This window comes from Siccirubricoccus deserti, assembly GCF_014283215.1.
GTDB classification, from domain to species: domain Bacteria; phylum Pseudomonadota; class Alphaproteobacteria; order Acetobacterales; family Acetobacteraceae; genus Siccirubricoccus; species Siccirubricoccus deserti.
The window spans coordinates 44,252-63,754 of the sequence record NZ_JACOMF010000004.1 but is presented as its reverse complement, the minus strand read 5'-3'; the positions used below and the strand labels follow the sequence as shown (position 1 = coordinate 63,754).

15 protein-coding genes and 1 riboswitch are annotated in these 19,503 nt (G+C 70.1%); of the genes, 7 read left to right on the top strand and 8 right to left on the bottom strand.

All coding sequences use genetic code 11. The features are described from left to right. Positions 1-13: 13 nt before the first annotated feature. The gene (locus H7965_RS05040) at positions 14-1,081 is read right to left on the bottom strand and encodes a glycosyltransferase family 2 protein (RefSeq protein WP_315898680.1); all 1,068 of its coding nucleotides are present in this window, start codon (positions 1,079-1,081) and stop codon (positions 14-16) included. A 307-nt stretch (positions 1,082-1,388) separates the two neighbouring features. Between H7965_RS05040 and H7965_RS05035 the strand changes: the two genes are divergently transcribed. Then, a complete protein-coding gene (locus H7965_RS05035; RefSeq protein ID WP_186769457.1) occupies positions 1,389-2,795 on the top strand; it encodes a glycosyltransferase family protein in 1,407 nt (468 codons plus the stop codon). Continuing rightward, positions 2,792-4,471 carry a hypothetical protein gene (locus H7965_RS05030; protein WP_186769456.1) on the top strand — a complete coding sequence of 560 codons (1,680 nt, stop codon included), beginning with the start codon at positions 2,792-2,794 and terminating at the stop codon, positions 4,469-4,471. Before H7965_RS05035 ends, H7965_RS05030 begins: the two co-directional genes overlap by 4 nt. A gap of 8 nt (positions 4,472-4,479) precedes the next feature. Here the strand turns inward: H7965_RS05030 and H7965_RS05025 are convergent, their stop codons facing one another. Then, positions 4,480-4,857, bottom strand: coding sequence for a hypothetical protein (locus H7965_RS05025; RefSeq protein ID WP_186769455.1), 378 nt, complete (start codon positions 4,855-4,857; stop codon positions 4,480-4,482). 43 nt (positions 4,858-4,900) lie between these two features. On the opposite strand from H7965_RS05025, the gene H7965_RS05020 reads away from it, so the two are divergent. The 5 genes from H7965_RS05020 to H7965_RS05000 all read left to right on the top strand — a co-directional run bounded on the left by H7965_RS05020 (position 4,901) and on the right by H7965_RS05000 (position 12,026). After that, the gene (locus H7965_RS05020) at positions 4,901-5,866 is read left to right on the top strand and encodes a metalloregulator ArsR/SmtB family transcription factor (RefSeq protein ID WP_315898679.1); all 966 of its coding nucleotides are present in this window, start codon (positions 4,901-4,903) and stop codon (positions 5,864-5,866) included. A gap of 15 nt (positions 5,867-5,881) precedes the next feature. Beyond that, entirely contained in the window at positions 5,882-9,388 is a 3,507-nt protein-coding gene (gene metH, locus H7965_RS05015) for a methionine synthase (protein ID WP_186769454.1), read from the top strand. Positions 9,389-9,597: 209 nt separating this feature from the next. Further along, positions 9,598-10,485 carry a cation diffusion facilitator family transporter gene (locus H7965_RS05010; protein ID WP_186769453.1) on the top strand — a complete coding sequence of 296 codons (888 nt, stop codon included), beginning with the start codon at positions 9,598-9,600 and terminating at the stop codon, positions 10,483-10,485. A gap of 8 nt (positions 10,486-10,493) precedes the next feature. Continuing rightward, positions 10,494-11,435, top strand: coding sequence for an energy transducer TonB (locus H7965_RS05005; protein WP_186769452.1), 942 nt, complete (start codon positions 10,494-10,496; stop codon positions 11,433-11,435). Positions 11,436-11,462: 27 nt separating this feature from the next. After that, positions 11,463-12,026 (top strand): cob(I)yrinic acid a,c-diamide adenosyltransferase, encoded by a 564-nt coding sequence (locus H7965_RS05000; RefSeq protein WP_186769451.1) that lies wholly within the window; start codon positions 11,463-11,465, stop codon positions 12,024-12,026. Here the strand turns inward: H7965_RS05000 and H7965_RS04995 are convergent, their stop codons facing one another. The 6 genes from H7965_RS04995 to H7965_RS04970 all read right to left on the bottom strand — a co-directional run bounded on the left by H7965_RS04995 (position 12,027) and on the right by H7965_RS04970 (position 19,486). Then, positions 12,027-12,353, bottom strand: coding sequence for a YnfA family protein (locus tag H7965_RS04995; RefSeq protein ID WP_186769450.1), 327 nt, complete (start codon positions 12,351-12,353; stop codon positions 12,027-12,029). A gap of 139 nt (positions 12,354-12,492) precedes the next feature. Further along, the gene (locus H7965_RS04990; RefSeq protein WP_186769449.1) at positions 12,493-14,454 is read right to left on the bottom strand and encodes a TonB-dependent receptor plug domain-containing protein; all 1,962 of its coding nucleotides are present in this window, start codon (positions 14,452-14,454) and stop codon (positions 12,493-12,495) included. A gap of 145 nt (positions 14,455-14,599) precedes the next feature. Beyond that, a riboswitch (cobalamin riboswitch) is annotated at positions 14,600-14,818 on the bottom strand. Between the two features lie 35 nt (positions 14,819-14,853). After that, positions 14,854-15,525, bottom strand: coding sequence for an exopolysaccharide biosynthesis protein (locus H7965_RS04985; protein WP_186769448.1), 672 nt, complete (start codon positions 15,523-15,525; stop codon positions 14,854-14,856). Positions 15,526-15,778: 253 nt separating this feature from the next. After that, positions 15,779-16,573, bottom strand: coding sequence for an enoyl-CoA hydratase (locus H7965_RS04980; RefSeq protein ID WP_229682467.1), 795 nt, complete (start codon positions 16,571-16,573; stop codon positions 15,779-15,781). A gap of 5 nt (positions 16,574-16,578) precedes the next feature. After that, a complete protein-coding gene (locus H7965_RS04975) occupies positions 16,579-17,796 on the bottom strand; it encodes a CaiB/BaiF CoA transferase family protein (RefSeq protein ID WP_229682466.1) in 1,218 nt (405 codons plus the stop codon). A gap of 34 nt (positions 17,797-17,830) precedes the next feature. Next, positions 17,831-19,486 carry a peptide ABC transporter substrate-binding protein gene (locus H7965_RS04970; protein ID WP_229682465.1) on the bottom strand — a complete coding sequence of 552 codons (1,656 nt, stop codon included), beginning with the start codon at positions 19,484-19,486 and terminating at the stop codon, positions 17,831-17,833. Positions 19,487-19,503: the final 17 nt, after the last annotated feature.

Sequence of the window (19,503 nt, the reverse complement as noted above, 5' to 3'; positions counted from 1 at the left end):
TTGCGGGGAGCGTTCAGGACCCGGCGCGGCTGGACAACGGCTCGGCGGCGACCGGTCCCGGCGCCGCGCTCGGCAGGTGCCGGCCGACGATGTAGAGTGGCCTGCCCTTGGTTTCGTTGAAGATCCGGCCGAGATACTCGCCGATGACGCCGAGTGTTATCAGCTGCACGCCGCCGAGGAAGAGCACGACTGTCATCAGGCTTGGATAGCCCGGCACCGGATTGCCATAGACCAATGCCTTCACCGCAACCTCACCGCCATAGATCAGCGCCACCGCAGCGGTGGCGAGGCCGAGCCAGGTCGCCAGCCGCAGCGGCAGAGTGGTGAAGCTGGTGATGCCTTCCACGGAAAGGTTGAAGAGCCTGCCGTAATTCCACTTCGTCCTTCCGGCGGCGCGGGGCGCGCGGTCGTAGAGTACCGCCTTGGCTGGAAATCCGACCCAGGCAAACAGTCCCTTCATAAAACGGTGCCGCTCGCGCAACTGCAGCAGCGCATCCACGGCGCGACGGCTCATCAACCGGAAGTCGCCGACATCAGGCGGCAAGCGCACCGGGCCGCCAACGCGACCCATCAGCCGGTAGAAAGCATGCGCCGTCGTCTTCTTCATCCAGGTCTCGCCGGCCCGGCTGCGGCGCTGGGCATAGACCATGTCGAAGCCTTCCCGCCAGCCGGCGACCAACTCCGGGATCACCTCCGGCGGATCCTGCAGATCGACATCAATGACGATCAGCGCACCGCTGGCTTGTGCGTGATCGAGTCCGGCTGTCAATGCCGCCTCCTTGCCGAAATTCCGGCTGAGGCTGACCACTGCCACTTCCGGCTGGATCATCCGCAATGCCTCGAGCACCAGGAGGCTGCGGTCGCGTGAGCCGTCGTCGACATAGACCGCTTCCCATGTCAGGCCCAGGCCATCCATCACCGCCGCAAGCCTGGTGTGGAAGCGGTTGATCACCGCCTCCTCGTCATACACCGGGACCACCACCGAAAGCTGCGGCGCGGGGCACCGTGGCGGCTCGTCGCGAGGCAATTGCCGCCGGCCAAGAGCCGTCATTTCGCCGACCATGCGGCCACCATCATCCATGCGTGGGTTCCGTCCTCGCGCGGCGCGATGCTAGTTGCGAGCGGCTTGCGGCCGAAGTCGCAATGCAGCGATGTGCGCAAATGCCGCAACCATCCCAGGGCACAAACAAAACATCTGCGTGACACCCGTGACCACAGGTTGCGGCGCCGCAGCGGCTCGCGTTCACTGGCCGCGCTGATCGTTCCGTGATCCGGTTGGAATCGGGATCGGGAAGCGTGGACGCTGCTGCAATGAAGGTGCTGGCGCTGCAATGGATGTGCTGACAGGGCTGGGCCAGCGGCCGGCGCGCCATCTTCCGCTTACCCTCATGCAATTTCTGCTCCGTACGCGCCATGCGGATGCGTGGTTCGTCTGGCCGCCGGTGCTGCTGACAGTGCTGCTGGCCGGGCGCATGGCGCGCAAGCTGCCGCTGCTGCCAGGCGCCACCGGCGACAGCGCCGCCTACCTCCAGCAGGCGGCCTTCCGCCCACCGTTCTACGGCTGGCTGCTGGAGAGCTACCGGTTCATCACCGGCGGGCTCGAATACCTGCCGCTGGCGCAGCTAGTGCTGCTCGGCGCGGCCCTGGCGGTCTTCGCCGTCGAGTTTGGCCGGCTGCTGCGCAGCCCGCTCATCGGGCTGGCGACGGTGTTCCTCGTGCTGGTGCACACGGCGGTGCATGACTCGCCGAAGTACCTGCTGACCGAGGCAGTGTTCCTTGTCACCGTGCTACTCGGCCTCGCCATGCTGTGCCGCTTCGTCCGGCGTGGGCAGGTTGCGGCACTGCTGATCGCGGCCGGCTGCTTCGGTTTGGCTACCCTGACCCGCAGCACCGGCATGGCCTTCCTACCGCTGCCAGCGATCGTCGCGGCCCTCGATCCACGGCTGCGGTTGTGGCTTGCGCTGCAGCGCGGTGCACTCGCTGGGATAGTGGCGGTCGGCGTGCTGCTCGTCGGCATGGGCTGGACGGCGTTGCGGCACGGGCATTTCGAGATCGGCTCCTGGGCCGGGGTGTCGCTGCTTGGCAAGGCCCTGGTGCTGATCGAGCCGGAGGATGCACGGCGCCTGCCGCTGCCGGTCGGCTTCACCGAGGAGGCCGCGGCCGACAGCCGCCGGCTGATCGCTGCCCAGCCCGACCTCGCCGCCCGGCTGCGGGCGCAGGTTCAGGTTTCCGGCGACGTCCGCTTCCCGGTGTTCTGGATGGCTGCCGACGCCTTCTGGCCGGAATGGCGCGCCGCCGACCTCCGCGAGAAGGGCAAGCTGGCCATGTATCTGGCCCGCGAGCTGGTGATGGCGCATCCCTGGGGCTATGCGCGGATGTGGGCGAATGACTGGCTCTCGCTCGTGATCCATCCGGCCTACTGGCCAGCCTGGGCGACAACCGTGCCGGCGGATTGGAGCGTGTTTCGCTTCTGCCGTGAGCTCGACACCTGCTGGGGGCTGGAACGCTTCGACCTGCCCGTCTTCGGGCTGATCCCGCTCATCGGGGTTTCGGTGCTCGGCACGCTGGCGGCGGCGGTGCTGATCCCGGTGCTGGGCTGGCGGGCGCTGCGCCGGCGGGCCAGCCCGGTGGAGGTGCTGATGCTGGGCATGGCGCTGGTGGTGCATGCCAGTCTGCTGGCCACCTCGGCCTTCGAGGCCGGGCATGTTCGCTACACCGTCGCATTGCACATACTGGACCTGGCATTGCTACTCTGGCTCACGCGCGGCCTGATGCGGCTCGGCACGCGGACATGAGCGGCTTGCGCCTGACCAACGCCGGGCTGGCCTGGCTGCTGGCGGCGCTGGTGGTGGCGACGGCGGCGCTGACGCCGCTGCTCGGTGTGCCGGTGTACGGCCGCAACTTCGGGCATGACGCGAATTTCGCGCTGACCGCGCTGCACTGGATGGACAGCGGCATCGCCGCGGGGCGGTGGTGGCCGCGCTGGGTGCCGGAGACGCATTGGGGCCTCGGCGGCTACACCTTCTACACCTATCCGCCGCTGGCCTATTGGGCGGCGGCGTTGCTGAAGCGCCTCAGCGGGCTCAGCGTGGCCGATACGCTGGCGCTGGCGGTCATGCTCTGGCGCCTTGGTTTCCTGCTCGGCTGCTACCTTTGGCTGCGGCGGCATGTCGCGCCGGCGGTGGCGCTGGCGGCGGCGGCGCTGGCGGCGCTGCTGCCCTATGCGGCGGTGATCAACCCCTGGATGCGCTTCGCCCATGCCGAGCTTGCCGGATCGGCAATGCTGCCCTTCCTGCTGATCGCCATCGAGCGCGCCGCCGAGCACCGCGACGGCCGTGGCCTGCCCGGCCTCGCCCTCGGCTTCGCCGCGCTGGCGCTGACCCACCTGCCGACCACCGCCCTGGTGGCCCATGTCGCGCCGCTCTATGCCTGGGCCTATGCGGGCCCGCGCGCTGCGCTGCGCACCGTCGCGGGTGGTGCCGCCGGCGCGGGCTTGGCCGCCTGCTACTTGCTGCCGGCCGCCGGGCTGTTGCGTCAGGCGAATTTCGAGGGGCTGGACGACGGCACCTGGGAACGCAGCCTGCTGGGCTGGAGTGCGCTGCGCGGCACCATCACCTGGGTGCAGTTCATCCTCACCGTCTGGATCGCATCCGCGCTGACCGTGACCGCGGCGGTGTTCTTCCGCTGGCAGGCGCCCGCTGTCTCGCCGTTGCGGCGTGGGTCGATGCTGCTGCTGCTGGCTGCGGCGGCGTTGATGACGGTGGTGAGCTTGCCGCTCTGGCTGCTGCTGCCGCAGCTGCGCTCCATCGAGTTTCCCTGGCGCGCCGCCGGGCTGCTGACCCCGGCCCTGGCTGGGCTGGCGGCGCTGGCGCTGGCCGCGGGCGGCGCCTGGGCGCGGCGGGGCGTTCTGGCCCTGGGGCTGCTGGGCGCGGCGCTGGCGCCGCTGTACCTGCTGGCGGTGACCCAGTTCGGCAACCCCGGCTGGCCGCGCTTCCTGCCGGCGGAGGAGCGGTTGGCGCGGGCGCTCTCATCGCCGCGCGGCGCCTCGCCCGAGCATCTGCCGGCAACGGCGGTCGCCGCCGGCTGGCGTTCTCTGTTCGACGGCACCGAGACCTCGACCGGACCGGAGCCACATCCCCGCCCGGTTCCGCCCCCCGGCACAACGCCGCTGCCGGCCGGCTTTCTGGTGCCCGAGGCGACGGTGACATTCGCTCTGCCGCAGTTCCACTTTCCTGGCTGGCAGGCCCGCGACGCCGCCGGCCAGATATTGCCGGTGCGCGCCCGGGCGGATGGGTTCCTGGAGGTGGTGGTGGACCACCCGGCGCGCGGCATCCGCATCGAGGCCGGGGTGACGCCCTGGGAATGGGCGGGCTGGGCCATCACCGGCTTGAGCGCGGCAGGGCTGCTCGGCCTCGGCCTGTGGTGGCGGCCGCGGCGGGCGGCAGCGGCGGCGCTGCATGGCGCCGGCTAAGCCGGGCGCTACCGAGCCTCACCTGCTGCCCACCTGAAGCGGGCTGCCGTCACCGCATCCTGGTCGAGCGCCGTCGCCACAGCGGCGCGGCTGGCAGCGGTGTCGGCCAGGGCCACCACCCGCTCGAACCAGGGGCATTGGCCGCGCACCCGGGCCTGGAACAGCCGGTCCAGCGCCACCGCCGCGGATGGGCGGCCTTGGCAGCAGGCGCAGGCCGGCGCATGCGGTGTGGACGGGTCGAAACCCTCCGCCACCACTGCCCTGGCCTGCCCTGAAGGGAGCACGCCGAGTACCGCAGCCGGCGGCCCAGCCGCCAGCGCCGCGGCCAGCGCTGCTGGGTCTTCGACCAGAATCAACGGAATGCGGGCATCCAGGGTCCAGGCCATCTGCAAATTCCAAGCTTGATACTAGACATAAGGATGTCTTTATGTGATATCCAGCCCGATGGATGAGTTGCTGGCCCAGTTGCGCGCCGCCGCCGAACCGACCCGGCTCCGCCTGCTGGCGCTCTGCGCTCGCGGGGCCTTCTGTGTCTCCGACCTCTGTGCCGTGCTCGGCCAATCCCAACCCCGCCTGTCGCGCCATCTGAAGCTGCTGGTCGAGGCCGGGTTGCTGGACCGGGTGCCGGAGGGTGCCAACGCCTATTTCCAGCTTCCCGCCGATGCGGAGGTGGCACGGCTGGTCCTCGCCCGGCTGCCCGAGGACGATCCGCTGCTCGCCGCCGACCGCCGTGCCGCGGTGCGGCTGGCCGCCGAGCGGGCGCGCGAGGCGTCCGAGGCGTTTCGTCGCGACGGCGCCGATTGGGACGAGGTCCGCGCCTTGGGCCTGCCGGCCGACGCGATCGAGCAGGCGATCCTTGGTCTGCTGCCGCCGGAGATCCCGCATTTCCTCGACATCGGCACCGGCACCGGCCGCCTGCTGGAACTGGCGGCCGACCGGACCGGCCGGGCGCTCGGCATCGACGCCAGCCGCGACATGCTGGCGCTGGCCCGGGCGCGGCTGGCGGAGCGCGGCCTGGCTGGCCGCTGCACGGTGCGCCAGGCCGATATGTACCGGCTGCCGCTGCCGGATGCCGGCTTCGACGTGGTCGCCTTGCAGATGGTGCTGCACTACGCCGAGGACCCCGCCGCGGCGCTGGCCGAGGCTGCCCGCGTGCTGCGGCCGGAGGGGCTGCTGGTGGTGGCTGACCTGGTGTCGCATGAACGGGCGGAGCTGCTCGAACGCCACGTCCATCGCTGGCCTGGTTTCGATGATGCGGCGCTGGCCGGCTGGCTCGGCGCCGCCGGCTGCGCCCCGCTGCCGCCTGTCACCGTGCCGGGACCGCTCGCCGTGCGCCTCTGGCCGGCGCGGCGGCTGCCCGGCTTCGTCGCCCCTGCGGCGGCGCTTACATTCTGATCCGGAAGCATTCCCATGGCCCGTCCCCCGCTGCTCGATGCCCTGCGTGACCGCGTGCTGCTTTGCGACGGCGGCATGGGCAGCCGGGTGCAGGCGCTGACCCTCAATATCGACCGCGACTATTGGGGCAAGGAGAATTGCACCGAGGTGCTGAACCTCTCGCGCCCTGACCTCGTGCGCGACATCCACCGTGGCTACTACGAGGCCGGCGCCGACATGGTGCTGACCAACAGCTTCGGCGGCTCGCCGGTGACGCTCGGCGAATTCGAGCTGACCGAGCGCGCCTTCGAGATCAACAAGCTGGCCGGCGAGCTGGCGCGCGAGGCGGCGGAGAGCTTCGCCGATGGCCGCGACCGCTGGGTGATCGGCGACATCGGGCCCGGCACCAAGCTGCCGAGCCTCGGCCACATCGACTACGACAGCCTGCAGGCGGCGCTGGAGGAGCAGTGCCGCGGGCTGATCGCCGGCGGCGTCGATGCCATCCTGACCGAGACCAACCAGGACACGCTGTTCATCAAGGCGGCGGTGAACGCGGCCAAGGCGGTACTGCGGCAGACCGGCAAGGCGCTGCCGATCTTCGTGCAGGTGACGGTCGAGACCACCGGCACGCTGCTGGTCGGCCCCGACATCGCCGCCGCGGCAACCGTGGTGCAGGCGCTGGACGTGCCGCTGATCGGGCTGAATTGCGCCACCGGCCCGCAGGAGATGGCCGAGCATGTCCGCTGGCTCAGCCAGAACTGGCCCGGCCTCATCAGCGTGCAGCCCAATGCCGGCCTGCCGGAACTGGTCGATGGCAAGACCCACTACCCGCTGGGCGCCACCGAGATGGCGGGCTGGATGGAGCGCTTCATCCGTGAGGATGGCGTTAACCTGATCGGCGGCTGCTGCGGTACCTCGACGCCGCACATCGCCGCGCTGGATGCGATGCTGCGCAAGCACGATTCCTGGCGGCCGGCGCCCGTCGCGCGGAAATTCCACTGGGTGCCCGCGGTCGCCAGCCTCTATGGCGCGACCTCTCTGCGCCAGGAGAATGCCTATTTCTCCATCGGCGAGCGCTGCAACGCCAATGGCAGCAAGGCGTGGCGCGAGCGCCAGGCGGCGCATGACTGGGACGGCTGCGTCGCCATGGGCCGCGAGCAGGTGGGAGAGGGGTCGAACAGCCTCGACATCTGCACCGCCTTCGTCGGCCGCGACGAGATGGCCGAGATGAACGAGGTGATCCGCCGCTTCACCGGCAGCGTCAACGCGCCGCTGGTGATCGACAGCACCGAGACGCCGGTGATTGAGGCTGCGCTCAAGCTGCATGGCGGCAAGCCGATCATCAACTCGATCAATTTCGAGGATGGCGAGAAGGCGGCCGAGGATCGGCTGATCCTGGCGAAGAAATTCGGCGCGGCGGTCATCGCCCTGACCATCGACGAAGTGGGCATGGCGAAGACCGCGGAGGACAAGCTCCGCATCGCCCGCCGGCTGGTGGATTTCGCCTGCAACAAGCACGGGTTGCCGCAGAGCGACCTGCTGATCGACCCACTGACCTTCACCATCGCCACCGGCAATGAGGATGACCGCAAGCTGGGGCAATGGACGCTGGAGGGCATCCGGATGATCCGGGAGGAATTCCCTGACATCCAGATCATCCTCGGCCTGTCAAACATCAGCTTCGGCCTGAACCCCGCGGCGCGGCACGTGCTGAACAGCGTCTTCCTGGATCACGCGGTGAAGGCCGGCATGACCGGCGCCATCGTCCACGTCAGCAAAATCAAGCCGCTGCACCAAATTCCGCCGGAGGAGGTGCAGGTGGTGGAGGATCTGATTTTCGACCGCCGCCGCGAAGGCTACGATCCGTTGCAGAAGCTGCTGGAGATCTTCTCCGGCCGGAAGGCGGCGGACAACGTCGCCAAGGTGAAGGCGGCGACGGTCGAAGGGCGGCTGAAGGACCGCATCGTCGACGGCGACCGCAAGGGCCTCAATGAGGAGTTGCAGGCGGCGCTCGATCAGGGCCTGACGCCGCTCAGCATCATCAACGAGGTGCTGCTGGACGGCATGAAGGTGGTGGGCGAGCTGTTCGGTGCCGGCAAGATGCAGCTGCCCTTCGTCCTGCAAAGCGCGGAGACGATGAAGGCCGCCGTCGCCTACCTCGAACCCTTCATGGAGAAGGTCGAGGGGCAGGAAAAGGGCACCATCGTGCTGGCCACGGTGAAGGGCGATGTGCATGACATCGGCAAGAACCTGGTCGACATCATCCTGACCAACAACGGCTATCGCGTGGTCAACCTCGGCATCAAGGTGCCGCTGGCCGACATGGTCGCGGCGGTGAAGCAGCACCGGGCGCATGCGATCGGCATGAGCGGGCTGCTGGTGAAATCCACCGTGGTGATGCGCGAGAATCTGGAGGAGATGCAGCGCCAGGGGATCGAGCTGCCGGTGCTGCTGGGCGGCGCCGCGCTGACCCGGAACTATGTCGAGGACGACTGCGTCCGCGCCTATGCCAATGGCGAGCCGACCGGCCGCGTCGCTTATGCGCGGGACGCCTTCGACGGGCTGCACCTGATGGACAAGGTGACCGGCAACGGCTTCGATGACTACCTCGCCGCCGTGCAGGCGAAGCGGAAGGGCAAGTCGCGCAACGAGAGCCGCACCCTCGGCACCGCCGATCCGCGCGGCTTCGCCCCAGTGGAAGTCGGCTATGCACAGGAACGCCGCCGCCGTGTCACCGCCGGCGAGCCGATCCCCGACCCGCCTTTCTGGGGCGCGCGGGTGATCGAGGCGGCGCCGAAGGCGGTGGTGCCCTTCATCAACGAGCGCAGCCTCTATCAATTCCAATGGGGCTTTCGGAAGCAGGGCCGCAGCCTGGAGGACTTCCTCGGCTGGGCGAAGCAGGAGCTGCGTCCCGTCCTCCGGCGCATGCTGGCCCTGGCGGAGGAGAAGCAGATCCTGCGACCGCAGGCGATCTACGGCTATTGGAAATGCGCCGGCGTCGGCAACGACCTCGTGCTGTTCGAGCCGGATGGCAGCACCGAGGTGGCCCGCTTCACCCTGCCGCGCCAGCCGAAGCAGGATGGCGAGTGCATCGCCGATTTCGTCCGCGACATCGGCGACGGCCCGGAATCGCGCGACGTGATCGGGCTGCAGGTCGTCACCGTCGGGCAGAAGGCCAGCGACGTGGCCCGCGAGTGGTTCGAGGAGAACCGCTACCAGGACTACCTCTACCTGCATGGTCTGAGCGTGGAGATGGCCGAGGCGATGGCGGAATACGTCCACAAGCGGATCCGCGCCGAGTGGGGATTTTCGGAATTCGATGACCGTGACATGGACCGGATGCTGAGCCAGGGTTACCGCGGCGGCCGCTACTCCTTCGGCTACCCGGCCTGCCCGCGGCTCGAGGATCAGGTGCCGCTGCTCAAGCTGCTGGGCGCGGAGCGCATCGGCGTGACCATCAGCGACGAATGGCAACTCCATCCGGAGCAATCGACCAGCGCCATCGTCCTGCACCACCCGCGGGCGAAGTATTTTTCCGTGTGATTGCGGCCTTGCCGGTGTGAGCCGGACCGGCACCGCCGCCCGGCTCACAGCATTGACGATTGAATTGGCGGGCCGGATCATCTGACCTCCGGATGCCCTGCGTCGCGGCCGGGCCACCGGGGGGTTGCCGGGCCGGCGGCAGCCGGGGCATGAACCGAACCTCCCCCCGGAGCCACCGCCCTGTTCCCGTTCGTCCCGCCCCCCCGCCGATGAGCCGTACGCTTCGCGTTGCTGCCGGCAGTGTTCTCATCGCCTGCGCCGTGCTGGCGCTGAAGCTCGGCGCCTGGGTGCTGACCGGCAGCGTGGCGCTGTTCGCCGATGCGCTGGAAAGCGTGGTGAACGTCGCCGCCGCCGTCGCCACGCTGGTCGCGGTGCAGTTCTCGGCCATGCCGCCGGACGCCAACCACCCCTACGGCCACACCAAGGCGGAGTATTTCTCGGCGGTGCTCGAAGGGGCGCTGATCGTCGTCGCCGCCATCGTCATCCTGGATGAGGCATGGGGGGCGATCTACGCGCCGCGGGCGCCGGAGCAGGCGGCGGTGGGCCTGCTGGTGTCGATGGCGGCCACCGCCATCAACGCTGGCTGGGCGGCGGTGCTGTTCCGCCAGGGAAGGCGGGCGAACTCGCCCGCCCTGAGCGCTGATGGGCGGCATCTGGTGGCGGATGTGGTCACTTCGCTCGGCGTGGTGGCCGGTGTCGGCGCAGTGGCGCTGACCGGCATCCTCTGGCTCGACCCGCTGCTGGCGGCGCTGACCGCGTTGAACATCCTGTGGTCGGGCGGCCGGCTGGTGCGGGAATCGGTCGGCGGGCTGATGGATGAGGCGGTGGAGCCGGGGCTGCTGGGCCGCATCCGCACAGCCGTCTCCACTCATGCGGCCGGCGCGATCGAGGCGCATGATCTGCGTACCCGCCATGCCGGCCGCATCACCTTCATCGAATTCCATCTGGTGGTGCCGGGCAGCATGAGCGTCGATGCGGCGCATGCGATCTGCGACCGGATCGAAACTGCGCTGAAGGCCGAGATGGACGGGGCCATCATCACCATCCATGTCGAGCCGGAGGGCAAGGCCAAGCACCACGGGGTGCTGGTGCTGTGACCCCGGCGGTGGCTGTAGTCGGGTCGCGGCTGCCGGTTTCGGGCAGCCGCCGGGCGATCTGGGCGCCGGCTGCTTCCCTGCTGCTGCATGCGGCGGCGCTGGCCGGGGTGCTGCTGCTGCTGCACCGCTCACCGCCACCACAACCCGTTGAGGAGCCGGCCATGGCGATGGTCTGGGAACCCTCCCAGGCCATGGACTCCGCCGCCAACCCCGACGCCGTCGAGCCACCGCCCGCGGTCCCGGCGCCGCCGGAACAGCCCGCCGCGCCGCCGGCCCCGCCCGAGGCAGCGTCGCCCCCGCCGCCGCCGCCGATTGCCGCGCCGGTCGCCCCGCCGATGCCCCCGCCGCCGGTACTGGCCGAGTTGCCGCCGGTCACCCCGGCGGAGCCGCTGCCGTTGGCGCTGCTGCCGACCCCGGACGCGCTGCCGCCGCCTCCGCCGCCGCGCGAGGCTGTCGAACCGCCACCGCCGCCGCCGGAGCACACCGCCGCGGTGCCGGAGGAAGCGCCGCCGGAGGAACTGCCGCTGCCGCCGCCGCCCGTCGCGCCGGCACCGCCACGGCCGGCGCCGCCACGCCAGACCGCCGCCCGCGCCGCGCCGCCAGCCTCCCAACCGGCGCCGGCGCAGGCGCCGGAGCCGGCGGTACAGGCTGGCGGTGCCCGCATCACCGGCATCACCACCAATGCCTCGCCGCTCTACCGTCCGCCGGAGCCCCGCTACCCGGAGGCCGCGCGGCGCCGCAATGAGACCGGCACCGTGCAGGTGCGGGTGCAGGTTGACGAAGCCGGCCGGGTTGCACAGGTGGAGGTGGTCACCAGTTCCGGCTCGCGCGAGCTGGACCGGCTGGCGCAGAGCTACTTCGCCCAGTGGCGCTGGCGGCCGGCGATGCGCGATGGCCAGCCGGTGGCCGGCCAGGTCGTCACCGCCATCACCTTTCGCCTGAGTCCTTGAACCCCCCAGGCCCTCGAGGTTCCCGACATGGTCAAGCTTGACGTCATCACCACCCGCGGCGGCGACGGTGGGGAGACCTCGCTCGGCGACGGCAGCCGCATCCGCAAGGATGCGCTGCGGGTCGAGGCGATGGGGGCGGTGGATGAGGCCAATGCCGGCCTCGGCCTGGTGCGGCTGCACACCGAGGGCGAGGCGGATGGGATGCTGGCGCGGCTGCAGAACGATCTGTTCGACCTCGGCGCCGATCTCTGCGTGCCCGGCACCGGCGGGGCACGGCTGCGGGTGACGGCGGCGCATTGCCTGCGGCTGGAGGCGGAGATCGGGGCGATGAACGCCGTGCTGCCGCCGCTGCGCAGCTTCGTGCTGCCCGGCGGCACGCCAGGCGCCGCCGCCGCGCATATGGCCCGGACCCTGCTGCGCCGGGCAGAACGCGCGGTGGTGGCGCTGGCGGCGGCGGAGCCGGTGAACCCGGATGCGGTGCGCTACCTCAACCGCGCCTCGGACCACATGTTCGTGCTGTCGCGGCGGTTGAACGGCGATGGCGCCGGCGATGTGGCCTGGGTGCCGGGCGGAACCGTCGCCACGCCCTGATCACCCGCGCGCAGCGCCGAGCAGGATGACCGCGGCACCGGTGAGGCAAAGCGCGCCGCCGCCCAGATCCCAGGTGGTGACGGCGCGGCCCTCGACCAGCCGCAGCCAGACCAGCGAGGCGGCGATATAGACCCCGCCATAGGCGGCGAAGGCCCGCCCGGCCGCATCGGTCTCCGCCAGGGTCAGCAGCCAGGCGAAGGCAAGCAGCGAGGCAGCGCCCGGCAGCAGCCACCAGCCGCTGGCGCCCTGGCGCAGCACCGCCCAGAGCGCGAAGCAGCCGGCGATTTCGGCCAGGGCGGCGGCAGGAAAGACGAGGGCGGTCGGCACCTCCCGCTCCTACACCAGGGTCGCCGGCGTGGCACCCTGCGGCGGATTGTGTTGATGCCTGAAAGGCAATCCGCCGCAGGCTGTGGTTTGCGGAGAGTTCCGCTCTGGAACAAGGCGAAGCCTGCCGCTTCGCCGCCCACTACAGCGCGAAGCGGGTCCCGACCAGCACACTGCGCCCCGGGGTGACGAAGCCGTTCTGCGGCTCGAACCGGCTGTTGCCGAGGTTGCGCGCCTCGAGGAACAGCGCCGCCTGGTCGAAGGCCTGCCAGGTCGCGGTGAGGTTCACCACCGTCCCGGCCGGGGTGCTGCGCCCGGCCGGGTTGCTGCCGTCGTCGGCGTAGATGTAGTCCACCGCCCGGCCGGTGAAGAGCACGGTCGGCGCCACCACCAGCCTGGGCAGCGGCTTCAGCCGGGCATTCACGCTAACGACATGCTCCGGCCGCCGCGCCAGCCGCTGGCCGGTTGCGGCATTCGTCGCCTCGGTGATGGTCCAGGCGACCGTCGCCTCGGCCCAGGTGGCCGGCCGCAGGGTCAGGCCCAGCTCGGCGCCGTGGATGTCGGCGCGATCGACATTCACCAGCGTGGTGAAGCTGCTGTCGAAATTGATCAGATCGGTGACCCGGCTCTGGAAATAGGTCCAGCCAAAGGTAGCCGCATTGGCCCGGCCGAAAGCGGGCAGGTCGGTCTCGGCGCCGATCTCCCAGCCGGTCGAGCGCTCCGGCTTCAGGTCGGGGTTGCCGCGGAAGAAGGGCGTCACGCCGAAGCGCTGGAATAGTGCCGGTGCCTGGAAGGCAGTGCCGGCCGAGACCCTCAGCCGGGAGGCGATCTCCGGCAACGCCAGCACCGCGCCAAGCCGCCAGGTGGTCGCTTCCGCATTGCCGGTGACGCTGTCGTGCCGCAGCCCGGCGGTGAGGTCGAGCCGGCCAAAGGCGCGGTACTGCAGCGTGGCATAGCCGCCGGTGGTGTGCTGCGTTGCATCAACCCGGGTGAAGCTCTCGCCGAACATGCTGGTGGAGGTGCTGCGCTGGCGCGAGTCCTCCACCGCATGGGCGATGCCGAAGCCGAGCGCCCCGTCGCCGAAGGCGCCGAAGCTGGGCAGCCGAAGGGTGTTGCCCCAGTCGAGGCTGGTGCGGGTGCCGAGATAGAAATCGCGGCTGCTCTCATCCGGGGTGATGGAATCCGGCTGGTTCAGGTAGCGGCGGCGATCCTCGGTGCGGGCGATGCGCAGGCCGGTGGACCAGGCACCGTCCAGCAGCCTGGTCTCGCCGCGGATCTGGCCAAGGATGCGGCGGTCGCGGCCACCGGCATTCGGATCATCGGTGCGGATGCCGTCCGACAGCCGGTCGTTGTCGAATCCGAAGCGGTTCTCCCGCCAGCGCAGCAGCCCCTCGATGCGCGTGCCCTCGGCCGGCGTCCAGCCGAGCCGCGCGGTTGCGGCCTGGCCGGAGAAGCCGTCGCGCTCGCCGGTGCGGGTGGCCATCCGTGGCGGCAGGATGTCGAAGCCGCGGGTCGTGAGCGACTGGCCGGAGAGGAGATAATCCACCGTCCCGACCGTGCCGGCAACGCCGGCGCCACCGCGCAGGGTGCGCTGCGTGCCGCCGGCGAGCTCGCCGTAGGGCGCGAAAGCGCGGTCGGTGGGCGCCCGGCGCGTCACGATGTTGACCACGCCGCCGATCGCCGCCGAGCCATAGGGGGTGGAGGCTGGGCCGCGCAGCACCTCGACCCGCTCGACATCGAACAGCAGCTCATTGCCGAAGTTGAAGGCGCCATTCGCCTCGGCGGGGTCATTCACCGGCACCCCGTCCAGCAGGACCAGGGTGTTGCGGCTGCCGGCGCCGCGCAGGAAGGCGCTGGTCTGGCCGCCGAGCCCGCCGGAGAGGCGGAGGCCGGGCACCGCCGTCAGCGCCTCGGCAAGCGATTGGTAGCCGCGCTCCTCGATGTCCTGGCGGGTGATGATGGTGGTGGCGGCGGGCACCCGCTCCTGCGGGGTCGGCACGCGGGTGGCCGAGACGATGGTGTCGGGAATTGCCTGCTGCGCGGCGGCGGGCAGGGCAAGGCCGGCGATCAGGCCGGCAAGGGCATTCAAAGGCAGGCGTCGCATCGGGTCCTCCGTTGCGGCGTTGACGAACGAGCCCCGGCCCAAAGCGATGGGTCGGGACGACGGGCGTCGTTCCCGCAGACGGAAGCCTGCCATGGTGGTGGCAAGGCTATGCTCCGGTGCGCCGGTGCATCCCGCCCGGCACGCGCGAGACAACTCTGCGCCGGCCGGTCTCCTGGCTCGCGGTGGGGATGCCTGATGGCATCCGTGGCCCCGCCGCCTTCTCGCGCCCGCTGGGCGCAATGGCGAATGGAGGGGCCTCACCGCCTACAGTTGCGGGGGCAGCTGCGGACTGGCGAGGGTACAACCCCCGCGTCGCGCATTCCCGTTTCAGCCCTCGCGGGCCACCGGCGCATGGCCGGACCCTTAGCCTGCCACTGGTCCGGTGGAAACTCCCCCAGATCAGAACATCCAGCCGACGGCCTTGAGCCCGACCCAGCAGATCGCCACCAGCACGAAGGTGGCGAAGGCGCAGCCGGCGACGGTCAGCGCCATGCCCCAGCCGGTGACCCGGCTGTCATGCTCCACCAGGCCGAGGGCCATCACGATGTTGCCGAAGGCCGGCGGGCCATTGGTGCCCGGACCGGGCAGGATCAGCATGATGGCGACATAGGCGGTCGTCCAGCCGAACAGCCGGTCGCCGAGCGGGGAGGTGAAGAAACCGGGCCGCGGCTTCACATAGCGCTCGATCTTGCTGAGCCATTTCGAGGAACTGCCGGTCAGCCGCAGCAGGTCTTCCCGCTTCACGCTTTGCCGGGCGAGGAATCTCGGCAGCCACGGCACCCGCCGCCCGAGGCCCATCTGGATACCGAGCAGCAGCACCGGCAGGCCGAAGACCGAAGCCATGCCCGGCAGCAGCGAGGGCAGCAACAGCAGCAGGATCAGCAGGCCAAAGGCGCGGTCGCCAAAGGCTTCCGCCATCTCGCCCAGGCTGATGCGTTCCCCCGGAAACCGGCCCACCACCTCGGCCACGATGCGGGAGATCGGTGCGCCAACGCAATCCTCCGAGGCGATCGTTGATTCACAGCCATGCGGCTGCGCCGCGACGGCCCGCGCCTCGAGGTTTCCGTCCATTCTTTGCCCTTTGTCCCAGCCCCGGTCCGTAGATGTGGTCCGGCCAGCGCAGTGAAGCATCCCAGTGTTCAAGCTGGTTCTCGCAGAGATGGCGCTAAGCCACTGCAAACCAAGCCCTGGCCGATCGCGCTCTTTCCGGGCACGTCACGGCCGACGGCATCCTAGGGGCTGTCAGCGGAAGCTGCACCGGAAATTTCGCCTGATCGGCAACAGGAGCGGGCCGGACACAAGGGGGTGTCCGGCCCGGAACGATTCAGCTGCCGGTGAAGGCCGGCTTGCGCTTCTCCATGAAGGCGCGGCGGCCTTCGCGGTAGTCGGCGCTGTCGAAACAGGCGGCCATGGCGGCGCGGATGGCGTCCAGGTCGCGGTCGGCGGGATCCCGCAGCACCGCCTTGACCGTCTGCTTGTTGGTCTTCAGCGAGAGCGGCGCATTGGCGGCCATGGTGGCGGCCAGCTTCGCCACGGTCGCCTCCAGCTCGGCGACCGGCACCACCTTGTTCACCAGGCCGAAGCGCTCGGCCTCGGCGGCGGGGAAGCGGTCGCCGGTCATCAGGATGAGATGCGCCTGGGCCGGGCCGACCAGATCGACCAGCGCCCGCACCATGTCGAAGTTGTAGGCGATGCCGAGCCGCGCCGCCGGGATGCCGAATTGGCTGTCATCCGAGGCGATGCGGATGTCGGTTGCCATTGCGATGCCGAGGCCGCCACCCATGCAGAAGCCGCGGATCTGCGCGATCACCGGCTTCGGGTAATTCGCCAGCTTGATCCGCCCGGCGCCGGTGATGCGGTCGTACTCCTGCTGCGCATCGGCGTTGGAGCGGGCCTTCTCGAACTGGCTGATGTCAGCGCCGCTGACGAAGGCCTTGTCGCCGGCCCCCTGCAGGACCACGCAGCGTACGCCGGGATCCTCGGCGAAGAGGTCCAGCGCCTCGCCCATGCCGCCCCACATGTCCACCGACATGGCGTTGCGTTTCTCCGGCTGGTTGAACACCACCCGGCCCACCCCGTCGGCGATGCTGGCAAGGATCTTGCCGTTCGCGAATTCCATGTTGCTCATGCCCCGCCGAGTGCCCCTTTGGCCTTCAGGTCCTTGATCTCTTCCGCGGACAACCCGGCTTCCGCCAGGATCTCCGCGCCATGCTCGCCGAGTTCGGGCACGTCGCGATAGACGCCGGTCTCCTTGCCCTCGATGTTCAGCGGCGAGGCGACGATGTGGATGTCGCCGCGCGTCCGGTGCCGCATCGGCATCGCCATCTCCAGGTGCTTCACCTGGGGGTCGTCGAACACCTCCTTGATGTCGTTGACCGGGCCGCAGGGAATGCCGGCTTCCTCCAGCTTCTCGATCCACCATTCGGAAGACTGGGTCTTGGTGACCTCTGAGACGGCCGCATTCACCCGGGCGCGGTCCTTGCTGCGGCCGGCGGAGGTCTTCCACTCCGGTACCTCCAGCCAATCCTCGCGGCCGGCGGCCTTGCAGAAATTGGTCCAGAGCTTCGGCGAGGAGGCGGCGATGTTGATCGGCTTGTCGGTGGTCGGGAAGACGCCCATCGGAATGTTCACCGGATGGTCATTGCCGGCCTGGCCGGCCACCTCGCCGTCCATCAGGTAGCGGCTGGCCTGGAAGTCCAGCATGAAGACCTGCGCTTCCAGCAGGCTGGTGTGGACATAGCCGCCCTGACCGGTGCGCTCCCGGTCATAGAGCTTCATCATGATGCCGAAGGCCAGCAGGTTGCCCGCGGTGAGATCATTGATCGGGATGCCGACCCGCATCGGCCCGCGGCCCGGCTCGCCGGTGATGGTCATCAGCCCGCCCATACCCTGGGCGATCTGGTCGACGCCGCCGCGCTTGCTGTAGGGGCCGGTCTGCCCGAAGCCGGAGATCGAGGCATAGACCAGCCGCGGGTTGATCGCCTTCAGATCGTCATAGGCGATCTTCAGCCGATGCTTCACCTGCATCCGCATGTTCTCGACGAGGACATCGGCGGTGGCGGCCAGCTTCAGGAAGGCCGCGTGCCCGTCCGGATGCTTCAGGTCGAGGGCGATGCCACGCTTGTTGCGGTGCAGGTTCACGCTGTCGAAGCCGTCACGCGCCCCGCCCAGCCCATCGGCGCTGGCTGGCGGCTCGACCCGGATGATCTCGGCGCCCCAATCGGCGAGGTGGCGCACGCAGGTCGGGCCGGCACGGGCGAGGGTGAGGTCGAGCACGCGCAGACCGGCGAGGGGCAGCCGGGTCTCCTGCATCAACTGCGGATCGATGGGGCTTTCGGGCATCGGACGTCCTCCTGTGGTCGCAGCTTAACAGGCCTCAGCGGACCCGCCACTCCTCCACCCAAAGTGAGGTGGCGTTCAGGTGGCCGGTCGGGCGGATGCCGTCCAGCCAGCGCGGCCAGACATGCGCATCGGCGCGGAACCAGAGGGGGAGGGAGGGCAGCTCCTCGGCGTAGATCGCCTGCAGCCGGGCCCAGAGGGCGCGGCGCTTCGTGGCGTCCAGCTCGGTCGGGATGGCCTCCAGCAGCGCATCCATCTCGGCATTGCGGTAGCCGCCGTAATTCTGCCCGGACCAGTTGCGCGCCTCAGTCGGGATCTCATCGGAATGCAGGGTGCTGCGCGGCACGCCCTCCGGCGCGCTGATCCAGGCGAACATCGCCAGCCCCTGGAAGCGGCGCTTCGACAGGGTCTCGGCGAAGAAGACGCGCGGCGGCTCGTTGCGGATGCGCGCCTCGATGCCGGCCTGCCGCCACATGCCCTGCAGCACCTGCTGCACCGCCTCCCGCGCGCGGTTGCCCGCGGTGGTCATCAGTTCCAGCGACAGGCGCTCGCCGGCGGCGTTGCGGCGGATGCCGTCCGGCCCGCGGGTCCAGCCGGCGGCATCCAGCAGGGCAGCGGCGCGGGTGGGATCGAACCCCACGACCGGCACCGATGCGTCATGCATCGGGTCGAGCGGGTTCACGCTGGTGGTCGCCAGCGTCTGCCGTCCCTCGAACAGCCGGGCCACGATCTGCGCCCGATCGGCCGAGAGCAGCAGCGCCTGGCGCACCCGTGCATCGGCCAGCGCCGGGTGGTCGCGCTGCACGTCCAGATGCTCGTAGATCAGCCCGGGCTTGTAGACCACGCGGAAGCGCCAGCTGGTGCGGCGTTCCAGCGCCGCCGCCTGCTCCACCGGCAGGCCCAGCTCGCCGGCCACCATGTCGATCTGCCCGGCCAGCAACTGCGCCTCCAGCGCCGCGGTGTTCTCCACCGTTCGCACCTGGATGCGGCGGAAGGCGGGGGCGGCGCCCTGCCAGGCCGGGTTGCGTTCCAAGGTGACGCCGGCGCCGGGCTGCACTCCGGTGATCCGGTAGGGGCCGGACCAGAGGGCGGGATTGGTGGTCTCGGTGTCATAGGCGGTGCGGTTGCGGTAGCCGCGCGGGTCGGCTTGCCAGCGAGGGCGCTCGACATGCGCGGGCAACGGCTGGAAATCGCCCATGCTGGCGAAATCGAAGGTCACCTTGTCGAGATGCAGGATGATGGTCCGCGCGTCCACTACCTCCAGCGCATGGGCGGAGCGGTAGAATTCGGTGCCACCGAAGCCGGTCGCGGCCTCCCGCCCCGCCTCCCAGGCGAAGCGCAGATCCTCGGCCGAGACCGGCGTGCCGTCGCCCCAGCGGGCATCGGCGCGCAACCGGAAGGTGACCCGGATGCCGGGCTTGCCCTCCGGCGTCGTCTCCAGCGCGGCAAGCCCGTTCCCCAAGGTCGGCAGCGTCTCGCAGAGCATGCAGGCGAGGCGCCAGTCCGGGTCGTAGACGGTGAGCGGGCGGCGGGCGAAGCCGAGGACGTAGGACTTCGCCGCCATGTTCTCGATGTTGGGGTGGAAGGTGGAGGGGTATTGGGTGATGCCGATGGTCAGCGTGTCGCGCCCGTTGGGCTGCGCGGCGGCGGCCCAGGGCAGCGTGGCGGCCGCCAGCAGCAGCGCGCGGCGCAACGGTCGTCGTATGCCGC